Genomic DNA, 11,717 nt, shown 5'->3' with positions numbered 1-11,717 from the left:
TCCGATCTATGGCTTCTCCTCGCGCTGCTCGACAGAGGCCTTGTCCGGCGCGCCACCGGCCTTCTCGATCACGTGGACGACGACCGCACGCCCGCCGGCTCGGCGGAGCTGGGCTGCCGCGCCCGCACAGGTGGTGCGTGCGTCTTCGGCGCTCGCGACCGGGAGTACCACAGTCTCGAAGAGGTCTCTCGTGGCGGTCATGCGGTGTCGACGCTCAGGGCGCGTGCGGGAGAGCGTGTCTTCACGGAAGACGATGCGGCGGCAGATCCGCGCGACGGTCGAATCATGATAGTATCCACGCAGGCGACGCACGTTAAGTGATGCGGTGGAAGGGACGAAACGGTCACCGAATGAAGCGATGCGCTCGCTGACGAGTCACGATCACGACGAGACAGGGCGTCAGTCAGCGGGAGTGGAGCACGCGAGCGCATCCTCGACGGTGTGGGCGGTGGCGGTCTGTGGTTGCGCCTGGCGGATGAAGGGCGAGCGAGCAACGCGAGCGAGGGCTTCGGCGGTGCTGTGCGGATGGCGGTCACGGAGAGCGTGAGCAGTTCTACCGCGAGCGAACGAAGTGAGCGAGCGGGCCCAGGACCGACCGCAGGGAGGGACGTAGGCTTTTGATCGACATTTTGCTAGCGAGGCGCGTAGCGCCTCGGACCATTCGCGCGGCGGAGCCGCGCGAAGAGAGCGAGTGAGGCGGAGCCGAACGAGCGTAGCAAAAGGTCGAAGGTCGTGTTTAGTCCGCGGGATGGAACCGTTCGAGTGCGTTCTGGACCGATTCGTTGAGTCCGACGAGCGTGATGCGGTCGCCCTGTTGGAGTTCGAAATCGCCGTCGGGGACCTTGTTCTCGCCGTTGCGGCTGACGAGCGCGATCAGACAGCCCTCGGGGATCGCACCGCTGAGACCAGCGATGGTCTTGCCCGCGACGTCCTCGGCAGTGACCTCGAACTCCTGGACGTCACCCGACTGGCCGAGTTCGGTCATCCAGTTCCAGAGTGCGGGGCGTTCGATCCGGTTGTCGATCGCCCACGAGGTGGCCTCCGTCGAGGAGATGGTATCGACATCGAGGTCCTCGAACGCCTCGACGTTCTCCGGGTGGTTGACCCGCGAGATGACCCGATCAGTGTCGAACGTCGTGGCCGCGAGCCGGGCGACGAGGAGGTTCACGTCGTCGTCGCCGGTGGTCGCGACGACCGTCGAGGCGTTTTCGGCCCCCGCCGACCGCAACACGTCGTTGGCGGTGCCGTCGCCGGCGTGAACCGCGAACCCCTCGTCCCGGGCGGTCGTGACGATCGACTCGTCGTCCTCGACGATCACGACGTTCTCACCGCGGGCTTCGAGCCGCGTCGCGAGATCACGGCCGACCTTCCCACCGCCGACGATGAGCGAGCGCATGGGGATCACGTCGAGATACTCCGCGAAGTATCTGGCGAGTCCGCCTCCAAACACCACCGTCGCGAAGATCACGAGGAAGACGGTGCCAACAAGCGTCGTCGCCGCCGCATCGAGTCCTTCGGCCCGGAGCCGGACCGCAAACAGCGTCGCCACCGAGGCCGGGATGATCCCCCGTGGCCCGACCAGGCTCATGAATACGCGCTCCTCGCGGGTGAATCGACCACCGGTGGTCGAGAGGAACACGAGGAGGGGACGGAGTACGAGCGCCACGACGATCACCACGACGAGGCCGCCGAGCCCGAGCGGGAGATCCTCGAAGTTGAGGAGGGCAGCGAGCGCGATGAACACAAACGAAAGGACGATCAGCGTGACGTCGCCCTTGAACTCGGTGATGTCGGCCTCGTAGGGGATATCGACATTGCCAACGATGATTCCGGCGGTCGCAACCGCCGCGATGCCGGCTTCGGAGGTCCAACTGCTCGCGAGCGCGTACGCCACCAACGCGCCGGCGAGCACCAGCAGGCGGGCGTTCTGTGGGGCGTTGCCTGGCGAGAGGTCGACGTACTGCAGCAGATACCAGAGCGCGCCAGCGACCACCGTGCCGACGAGGAGACCGACACCGATCTTCGTCAGGAACTCGACGACGATTTCGGCGGTGCCGAACCCCTCGCCGAGGACGACGACCTCGAACACCACGACCGCGAGGACCGCGGCCGTGACGTCGTTGACGATCCCCTCGGTTTCGAGCGCGGTCCCGACCCGGTCGCGGACCGGCACCACCTCGAGGATCGGCGAGATCACGGTCGGGCCGGTGGCGACCAGCAGCGCACCGATTAGGAAGGCGATGTCCCACGGTGTCGTAAGTGCGTAGTGGACCACCGCGGCGGTGCCGACGAGCGAGATGGCTGCCCCGAGCGTGACGAGCCAGAACGACGCCGAGGAGGCCTGATGGAGGTCCTCGATGCGGAGATGGAACGCCCCCTCGAACACGATGATCGCGACCGCGAGGCCGACGATCGCCGGGAGCGCGCCACCGAACGTGTCCACGGTGATGATCCGTTCGGAGAGGACGAGCCCGGACAACGGCCCGAGAAGGAGTCCTACCGACAGCAGGAAGATAATGCTCGGCACGCGGAACCGATCGCCGAGCACTTGGGAGACGATCCCGAGCGCGACGATCCCCGCGACGAGCGCGATCAGTCCAGCGCCACCAGTTGCCACTCACACACCTCCATATAGCGTTTTTCAGGGGACCCGCACACATAAGCCCACCACTCTTCGCCGACATCGCGAACGATGCCGACGCTACCGACCGTAGAGCCGGTCGATCTCGTCGGCGTAGCGGTCGAGGACGTTCCGGCGTTTCTTCTTCATCGTCGGGGTCAGGAGGTCGTTGTCCTCGGTGAACTCCTCTGGCACCAGCGCGAACTTCTTGATTTTCTCGTGGGCCTCGAAGTTCTCGTTGACGGTCGCGACGGTTTCTTGAATGTGCTCCTGAACGCGGGGGTTCTCACAGAGTTCCTGTGAATCGTCGGAGAGATCGATTCCCTCGTCGTCGGCCCACTCGCGGACGTGAGCCTCGTTCGGCACGATCAGCGCGCTCACGAACTTCTCGCCGTCGCCGATCGCCATACACTGCTCGACCGCCGAGTGCTGGGCGAAGGCGTCCTCGATCGGACCCGGCGCGACATTCTTGCCCGTCGAAAGCACGAGGAGCTGTTTCGAGCGCTCGCGGAACGCGATGTAACCATCCGGACGCTGCTCGACGACGTCACCGGTCCGGAACCAGCCGTCCCGAAAAGCGTCCTCGGTTTCTTCGGGGCGGTTCCAGTAGCCATCGGTGACGTTCGGGCCACGAACGAGGAGTTCGCCCACCTCGCCCCCACTCTTCGCGGCGAGGTCGTCGGCCACGACCGTCGAATCGATCCGGACCTCCTCGTCGTGGATCGGTGGTCCGATGGTGCCGATTTCGGGCTCTTCGGGCGGGTTGACGCTGACGACCGGTGCGGTCTCGGTTAGGCCGTAGCCTTCGAGGATCGGGATCCCCATTCCATGAAAGAGTTCGGCGAGGTCGGGCGAGAGGCTGCCGCCGCCGCTGATGAGAAACTCGATGTTGCCGCCCAGCGCCTCTCGAACCTGACTGAACACCAGGCGATCAGCGACCGTGCGCTTCGCACGGAGTCCGATCCCGGGCGAGTCGGCGGCCTGGTAGGTGCGCCCGACGTCGACGGCCCACTCGAAGATACGTTCCCGGACTGCGGACTCGGCCGCCTGGTCGCGGATGGCGTCGTAGAGCTTCTCGTACACGCGGGGGACGCTCGCGCCGGTCGTGGGCTGGAGAAGGCCGAAATCCTCCTGGAGGGTGTCGGGGCTCTCGGCGTAGCCGACGGTCGCGCCAGCCGCGAACATCAGGAAGTGGCCCGAGAGTCGCTCGAAGACGTGTGCGAGCGGGAGGAAAGAGATCGCCTCGGAATCGGTGTCGATGGCCGGTGTGTCGCCCTTGTCGGGCCGGGGGCCGAACCGGCGGTAGACCTGGTCGACGTTCGCCTTGAAGTTCCGGTGGGTCAGTTGGACGCCTTTCGGCTGACCGGTCGTGCCGGAGGTGTAGATCAGGCTGGCGAGGTCGTCGGGCGCACGATCGTCGAGCCAACCCTCGTATTCGTCGACGTCGAACGCACCGACGCCGCGCTCGTGGACCTGGGCGAGCGTGAGTACGTCGTCGCGGTCGCCGTAGCCGTCGATCTCGTCCATCGAGACCACGAACTCCAGATCGAGTTCGTCCTCGACCGCCAGCACGCGTTCGAGGAGTTCCCCGTTCTCGACCACGACGCCCGTCGCGCCGGGGTCGTCGAGGAGGTACTCGACCTGATCGGGCGACGACCCCGTGTAGACGGTGGTGACGACCCCGCCGGCGGCCAAGAGCGCGAAGTCTGTCTGGGCCCACTCCATGCGGGTGTTCGCGAAGATACCGACCCGATCGCCCGCCTCCACGCCGAGATCGCGAAAGCCCGCTGCGAGCCGTCTGACCGACCGGCGCATCCGGGCGTAGCTCAGGTTCGCGTACTCGCCGTCGGGTGCGGTCGGGAAAACGGGGCCGGTGAGCGAGCGGTCGTAGATTCCGCCCTTGTACCGCTGGGCCACCGATTCGGCGTTCCGGCCGGCGCTGGCCTCGAACATCCGGGGAATAGTCGTTTCGCCGAGAACATCGCTCTCGAACGCCGCTTCCGCATCTTGCCAGGCCATGTCCCGCCACGGACTGGACGGCTAATAAACGTCAGCCATCGTTCGTCGGTGGCGTCCCCTCCGCCGTCGATTGGAAGACCGTTCACGTCCTGTCGGCGGTGGCGCGTGGGAGCGGGTCGAAGACCCGCGACTCGTGCGAGGGATGACTGAGCGAAGTGAGCGGAGCGAACGAGCGAAGGGATCGGCTGGGGAGGGAGTGGCTCGCGGCTCTCATTTGCGTCGTGATTTGTTGCGGATGAACCGGCTGCCGTCACTGGGTTCTATGCAACGATCGTTCGCTCCTCACGGCCGACGGTGCGTTTTCAAACGCCGACGGCTGCTGCGACCCCGATCGCAAAGAGCACGGCGGCAGCCCCAACAGCGACGGGAACCGAGATTCGTCGTCCGTCACGAGCGTGATCGGGTTCGGTGCCGTCTCGCAGCCACAGGACGCCAAGCGAGCAGAGTCCAGCACCGATAACGGCGCTGAAAATCGCCGGAACAGTGACGGCGGGATCGACGCTGAACCAGAGTAGGGCAACCAGACCGGCCACGAGGAACCCGATGCCGGCGAGGCGTGAACTGTCCATGTCGGCGTACTGTTCGGTTCTCACAAAACCGTTGTGCTACTGCTCGTCGAGATACCCGAGCACGCCCCGGGTGTTCAGCCGCTCCTCGGCGCGGGCCTTGCGCTCGCCCCAGACATCGACCATCTCGCTCGTCTCGACGAAGTGGTCGATCACCGCTTCGTCGTCGTCCAACTCGGCGCGTTTGTCCGCGACGGCAGCGACCCACTCCTCCAAGACACGTGCGTACTCGGCCATCAGCGCGTCGTCGTACTCGCGGGGACCGAAGTGGCCGAAGCAGAGGACGTCGGGCTCGATCTCCCGGACGATCTCGACGTCGTCGAGACAGGCGTCGAGATCGAAGTTCGAGGGCGGGCTCGTCTGGCGGACCCGTTCGATCCCGGGAATCCAGATTCCGGCGGCATCGCCGGTGAACAGCGCATCGTTCGCCCGATCGTGGAAGGTTACCTGATGGGGCGCGTGGCCCGGTGCGTGGTAGACGTCGAGCGTGCGATCGCCCAGATCGATCGCGTCGCCACCCGCGAGTCCCTCGATCCGCTCCTCGGGGACGGGTTTCGGTTCGGCGTAGAAGCTCCACTGATCCTCGACTGCGGCCTTGGTGCCCGCGACGAGCGCCCCGGGATCGATCAGATGCGGGACGCCGATCTCGTGGGTCATCACCGTGGCGTTCGGGCACGCTTCGGCGAGATAGCCTGCGCCGCCAGCGTGATCGAGGTGGACGTGGGTCGGGAGGATGTACGCGAGGTCCTCGCGGGCGATTCCCACCTCGTCGAGCGCGTCGAGAATGTTCTCGTAGCGCGTGCCGATCCCGGTGTCGATCAGCGCGGGTTGCTCGGCGTCGAGGACGTACACCGCGCCGTATTCCTCGGTGTCGTACATCCCGGTGTCGACGTAGTAAAGGTCCGGGCACCCCTCGACCGCGAAGACATCGCCGATAGCCATGCCGACCCCACGCGAGGTGGGGCCAAAAGTCCCCCGTAGAGAGCGATACGTCTTTGCCCCGCGGTCATGAATCGCCACCAAATGCTCAGTAGACAGTATCTCCGCGAGCACACCGACGAGGTCCGGCAGGCACTCGTCGATCGCGGGGCCGACGACGTCGATCTCGATCGCGTGCTCGAAATCGACACGGAGTGGCGCGATCACAAGAACCGCGGGGACGAACTCCGCCACGAGCGCAACCAGATCAGCGATCGCATCGGCGACCTCAAGGCGGCCGGCGAGGACGAGGAGGCCGAAGGCGCGATCGAGCGCTCGCAGGAGCTCAAAGACGAGATTCAGCAGATTGAGAAGCGCGCCGACGAACTCGAAACCGAACTCGACACGGCGCTCCTCGAAATCCCGAACGTCCCCCACGAGAGCGTGCCCGTCGGTGCGGACGAATCGGACAACGTCGAGGTCCGCCGCGAGGGGTTCGACGACCTGCGGGAGCTCGCCGATCCCGTCGTGCCGCACTACGATCTCGGCGAGGAGCTCGATATCCTCGATTTCGAACGCGGCGCGAAGGTCACGGGTGGCGGGTTTTACTTCCTGAAGGGCGACGGGGCGCGCCTCGAACACGCCCTGATCCAGTTCATGCTCGACGTCCACCGCGAACAGTCATACGTCGACGTGTTCCCGCCGATCCCGGTCAACTCGGCGTCGATGACCGGCACCAGCCAGCTCCCGAAGTTCAACGAGGACGCCTACCGCGTCGGCGGGGACGAGCACGAGGGCTACGACGACGACGATCTCTGGCTCTGTCCCACCGCGGAGGTGCCGGTGACGAACATGTACCGCGACGACATCCTGCTCGACGACGACCTCCCGGTGAAACACCAGGCGTACACGCCGAACTTCCGACGCGAGGCGGGCGAACACGGTACCGAAACGCGGGGAATCGTCCGGGTCCACCAGTTCAACAAGGTCGAGCTGGTGAACTTCGTGCGTCCAGAGGAGAGCTACGACCGCCACGAGGAACTGGTCGAGGAGGCCGCCGAACCGCTGCGGCGGCTCGGACTTCCCTACCGGGTGCTCCACATGTGTACCGGTGATCTCGGGTTCGCGCCCGCGAAGAAGTACGACATCGAGGTCTGGGCACCGGGCGACGACATGGACGACGGTCCCGAGGAGGGCGGCCGGTGGCTCGAAGTCTCCTCGGCGTCGAACTTCGAGGACTTCCAGGCTCGCCGAGCCGGCCTGCGCTACCGGCCGGAGCGCCACGAGTCGGCGGAGTACCTCCACACGCTCAACGCCTCGGGGACCGCGGTCGGGCGCGTGATGGTCGCCATCCTCGAATACTACCAGAATTCGGATGGGACCGTCGAGGTGCCCGAAGCGCTTCGACCGTACATGGGTGGCCAGGAGGTCATCGAGGGCCACGAACCGGTCGGCGAGAGCGCGGTCGGCGCGGGCAAGAAAGAGTGACCCGTCGGCGCTCGACACGGCCGAACGGTCGACGTCAGTCGGTGTAGGTGCGAACGCGCACGATCGACCCATCCTCGACGGTGTGAACGTCGAGGAACCCGAACAGTCGTTCGTCGTCAGCGCCGAGCAGCCGACCGCGGACGGCGACCTCGCTGCTGGACGTCTCGTTGTCGGCAGCTCCGCGCTCATCGTCGTGATCGACGTAGAGTGCATCGAGTTCGTGAGTCGTGTCGGTTCGGGGACGGTCGTCCCGCATGAACGCGACAAACGTTTCGCGTCCCTCGAACGTCCGATCGGGACGATCGTGGACGAAGTGGGCCGCGAGCAGGCCGGCGAGGTCGTCGTATCGGCTCTCGTCGATGGCGGCGTAGTACGATCGAACGACAGCCGTCGCACTCATACGCGCGGATCGGCGTTCGGGATGAAGAACCTACCGACACTATCGTCGCGACCGACCGCACGGCGGTCGGCTGGAGGCTCTCGAAACGAGTGGCGCATCGTCCTGGTCCGGGGCTCTCGGCAGACGGTTGCGGACTCAGCAGCTGTTTTCGGAATCGTCGTCGAGGACGCCCTCGGGGAGGTCGGCCCCGATGAGGGCCGCCCACTCGGCGAGATGGGAGTGTCCCTCGCGCCGTGACATATTGTTTCAACCCGGAGTATCTCCGCCGATCGATATAACAGTTGTGTCCGTTCGAGAAGGAATCGTCGCGGCGGCGTTCAGGGGATGATGCGCTCGTCGTCGTCGTAGACCGCGATAGCGTCGACGGGGCACGCTCGGGCGGCGAACTTCGCGTCCAGTTCCGCGTCGTCGGGGATCTCACGGACGACCGTATTTTCTTCACGCTCCTCGCCGTCGACGAGGATCGCCTTGCCTTCGTCCTCGTCGGCCTCGAACCCGTCCCACTCGGCGACGCACTGGAACATCCCGATACAGGTGTCGCGGTCGTACTCGATGCGCATACCGTCGGTTTCGGCGGCGCAGGCATATGGCTGACGGCAGGCCGACAGCCCGACCCGAACCGCGGACCGCAACGACGCTGTCGGTGGGCTTCGGAGTTTGGGTGGCGCGCGGGAGCACGCCGGAGGCGTGCGACTCGTGCGAGGGATGAGCGAAGCGAGGTCGAAGACCGAGCGGAGCGAATCGGCTGGGGAGGGTGTGGCTGTCGCGGTGCAGAGGCGGTTTCTCATTTGTCTCGGCACTCGCGGCGGTCGGTTCGCTATAACGTGATAGTGAGATGAAGGTCGTCGTTCCACGTTGTTCACTTCCGCCGTGCGAGACAACAGTTTAAACCGCGGAACGGGCAGAGAGTAGGTAATGAACGTCTCGGCGCTGTCGGGCGTCCCCGAGTGGCTGCCCGACCATCTTCAGCGGGAGGGCATCGAGGAGCTCTACCCCCCACAGGCGGACGCGGTCGACGCGGGCGTCACGGAGGGCGAGAGCCTGGTCGCGAGTGTGCCGACCGCGAGCGGGAAGACTCTCGTCGCCGAACTCGCCATGTGTGCGAGCGTCGCGCGCGGCGGGAAAGCACTCTACATCGTCCCGCTACGCGCGCTCGCGGGCGAGAAGCGCGCGGAGTTCGAAGCCTTCGAGGAGTACGGTCTCAGCGTGGGTGTCTCAACGGGGAATTACGAGTCCGACGGCGAGTGGCTCGCGACGTGTGACATCATCGTCGCCACGAGCGAGAAGGTCGACTCGCTCGTGCGCAACGACGCCCCGTGGATCGACGACCTCTCCTGTGTGGTGAGCGACGAGGTCCACCTCGTCGACGACGGGCATCGTGGTCCCACCCTCGAAGTCACGCTCGCGAAGCTCCGCCAGCGCAATCCCGGACTCCAGGTCGTGGCGCTCTCGGCGACGATCGGCAACCCAGAGATTCTCGCCGAGTGGCTCGACGCCGAACTCGTCGACTCGACGTGGCGGCCGATCGACCTCAAGAAGGGCGTCCACTACGGCCAGGCCATTCAGTTAGAGGACGGCGAACAGCACGAACTCGGGGTCCGAGACGGCGAGAAGCCGACCGCTGCGATCGTCCGCGACACGCTCGACGACGGGGGCTCGACGCTCGTGTTCGTGAACTCACGGCGCAACGCCGAGGCGGCGGCGCGGCGGCTCGCCGACACGGTCGAATCACGACTCACCGACGAGGAGCGCGAGCGCCTGGCGGACGTGGCCGCCGAGATCAGGGACGTGAGCGACACCGAGACCAGCGAGGACCTCGCGAGCGCGGTCGAGCGCGGCGCGGCCTTCCATCACGCGGGGCTCGCGAGCGACCACCGCGAACTCGTCGAGGACGCCTTCCGCGAGCGCGCGCTCAAGGTGGTCTCGGCGACGCCCACGCTCGCCGCCGGGGTCAACACTCCGAGCCGGCGAGTCGTGGTCCGGGACTGGCGGCGCTACGACGGCGCGGCGGGCGGGATGAAACCCCTCTCGGTGCTGGAGGTCCACCAGATGTGTGGCCGAGCGGGTCGGCCGGGACTCGATCCCTACGGCGAGGCACTCCTGCTCGCGAACAGCCACGACGAACTCGACGAGCTCTTCGATCGCTACATCTGGACCGAACCCGAACCCGTCCGCTCGAAGCTCGCCGCCGAACCCGCCCTTCGGACTCACCTCCTCGCAACCGTGGCGTCGGGCTTTGCGAGTTCGCGATCCGGACTCCTCGAATTCCTCGATCGAACGCTCTATGCGACCCAGACCGACGAGAGCGGTCGCCTGGAGCGCGTCACCGACGACGTGCTCGACTACCTCGTGGTCAACGACTTCCTCGATCGCAATGGAGAGGACCTCCAAGCCACGTCGCTCGGCCACACCGTCTCGCGGCTCTATCTCGACCCGATGAGCGCTGCCGAGATCGTCGACGGGCTCCGCGCGGCCGACGACCGCCCGAGCGCGCTCGGCCTCTTTCATCTCGCGAGTCGCACGCCCGACATGTACGAACTTTACCTCCGATCGGGCGACAGCGAGGAGTACACCATGCTCGCCCACGAGCGCGAGACCGAGCTTCTGGGGAGTGTGCCGAGCGAGTTCGAGGATCGGTGGGAGGACTGGCTCTCGGCGCTCAAAACCGCGCGAATGCTCGAAGACTGGGCGAGCGAACTCGACGAGGGCGAGATCACCGACCGATACGGGATCGGACCGGGCGACCTCCGGGGGAAGGTCGACACCGCGGAGTGGCTGCTGTCGGCGGCCGAGCGACTCGCGGGCGAGCTCGGTCTGGAGTGGGCACCCGCCGTCAGGGAGGCCAGAACCCGCGTCCAGCACGGCATTCAGTCCGAACTGATCGATCTCGCGGGCGTGCGCGGCGTCGGTCGCAAGCGCGCCCGCCGGCTCTTCGAGACCGGGATCGAGACCCGCGCCGACCTCCGCAACGCCGATAAACCCGTCGTCCTGGGGGCGCTCCGCGGCCGACGGAAGACCGCCGAGAACGTCCTCGACAACGTGGGTCGAGCCGACTCCTCGATGGAGGGCGTCGAGCCAGAAGGATCGGTGACCGTCGAGAGCAGCGGGTCGAACAGCCAGGAAGACCAGTCGAGCCTCGGTGAGTTCTGATGAGATCGGTCGAACAGGGTGAACACTGAATGGAACTCGTCGACGGGCGGGTGACGATCAAGGACATCGATCGGTTCGTCGCTGAGCTGACAGCGATCGGCGAGGAACACGGTTGTGCGATCCAGGCGTTCGACGCGCGCTATATCGTCTCGCGCGGCCACCTCGAACGCGCGCTCGAACTGGCCGATCGTGCACGGGCGCGGGGCGAGGCGGTCGCGCGGGAGCGCGCGGTCGAGATACTGCTGTACGCCGCTGGACGCCGCCAGATCGAACGCGCATTCGAGCTCGGGATCGACGCGGGCGAGGGGCCGGTCGTCGTGCTCGTGGCGGCCGAGGAAGACGGCGAGACGAACGACGAACGGGCGGCTGCGGCAGCGGTCGGAGAGCTGCTCGATACAGCCGCCGTTCTCGGCGAAGACGACACGCTCGACGGGTTCGACGAAGTGCAGGTGTGTGAGTTCTTCGGAATCGGCGATGCCGAACTCGCGGCCACGCACGCGGGACTCGACGCACTGGTGGGCGAGCGGGTCGCGCTGCTCGACGTCGAGAAGTGAGT

At 66.3% G+C, this 11,717-nt stretch carries 9 protein-coding genes and 1 pseudogene; 3 read left to right on the top strand and 7 right to left on the bottom strand.

Features of this window, described 5'->3' with window-relative positions:
• Positions 1-15: 15 nt before the first annotated feature.
• The 5 genes and pseudogenes from C449_RS16765 to C449_RS16745 all read right to left on the bottom strand — a co-directional run.
• A pseudogene (locus C449_RS16765) lies at positions 16-201 on the bottom strand (universal stress protein); the annotation flags it as partial.
• Between the two features lie 535 nt (positions 202-736).
• Positions 737-2,617, bottom strand: coding sequence for a cation:proton antiporter (locus C449_RS16760; RefSeq protein WP_006079241.1), 1,881 nt, complete (start codon positions 2,615-2,617; stop codon positions 737-739).
• 84 nt (positions 2,618-2,701) lie between these two features.
• Positions 2,702-4,639 (bottom strand): AMP-dependent synthetase/ligase, encoded by a 1,938-nt coding sequence (locus tag C449_RS16755; protein WP_006079240.1) that lies wholly within the window; start codon positions 4,637-4,639, stop codon positions 2,702-2,704.
• A 302-nt stretch (positions 4,640-4,941) separates the two neighbouring features.
• Positions 4,942-5,208, bottom strand: coding sequence for a hypothetical protein (locus C449_RS16750; protein WP_049914397.1), 267 nt, complete (start codon positions 5,206-5,208; stop codon positions 4,942-4,944).
• 36 nt (positions 5,209-5,244) lie between these two features.
• Positions 5,245-6,147, bottom strand: coding sequence for an MBL fold metallo-hydrolase (locus tag C449_RS16745; RefSeq protein ID WP_006079238.1), 903 nt, complete (start codon positions 6,145-6,147; stop codon positions 5,245-5,247).
• A gap of 81 nt (positions 6,148-6,228) precedes the next feature.
• Between C449_RS16745 and serS the strand changes: the two genes are divergently transcribed.
• Positions 6,229-7,611, top strand: coding sequence for a serine--tRNA ligase (gene serS, locus C449_RS16740; protein ID WP_006079237.1), 1,383 nt, complete (start codon positions 6,229-6,231; stop codon positions 7,609-7,611).
• A 34-nt stretch (positions 7,612-7,645) separates the two neighbouring features.
• On the opposite strand, the gene C449_RS16735 is transcribed toward serS, so the two are convergent.
• Together C449_RS16735 and C449_RS16730 are read right to left on the bottom strand one after the other, a co-directional pair.
• A complete protein-coding gene (locus C449_RS16735; protein WP_006079236.1) occupies positions 7,646-8,011 on the bottom strand; it encodes a nuclear transport factor 2 family protein in 366 nt (121 codons plus the stop codon).
• Between the two features lie 317 nt (positions 8,012-8,328).
• Positions 8,329-8,571, bottom strand: coding sequence for a ferredoxin (locus tag C449_RS16730; protein ID WP_006079235.1), 243 nt, complete (start codon positions 8,569-8,571; stop codon positions 8,329-8,331).
• Positions 8,572-8,926: 355 nt separating this feature from the next.
• Here C449_RS16730 and C449_RS16725 point away from each other — a divergent pair, with 355 nt between their 5' ends.
• Together C449_RS16725 and cgi121 are read left to right on the top strand one after the other, a co-directional pair.
• Entirely contained in the window at positions 8,927-11,161 is a 2,235-nt protein-coding gene (locus C449_RS16725; protein ID WP_006079234.1) for an ATP-dependent DNA helicase, read from the top strand.
• Between the two features lie 29 nt (positions 11,162-11,190).
• The gene (cgi121, locus tag C449_RS16720) at positions 11,191-11,715 is read left to right on the top strand and encodes a KEOPS complex subunit Cgi121 (protein ID WP_006079233.1); all 525 of its coding nucleotides are present in this window, start codon (positions 11,191-11,193) and stop codon (positions 11,713-11,715) included.
• The last annotated feature ends 2 nt before the right edge of the window (positions 11,716-11,717 follow it).

It is taken from the genome of Halococcus saccharolyticus DSM 5350, from assembly GCF_000336915.1.
GTDB classification, from domain to species: Archaea; Halobacteriota; Halobacteria; order Halobacteriales; family Halococcaceae; genus Halococcus; species Halococcus saccharolyticus.
Note: the sequence above shows the minus strand (reverse complement) of the source record. Positions and strands in the feature narration are given on the sequence as shown.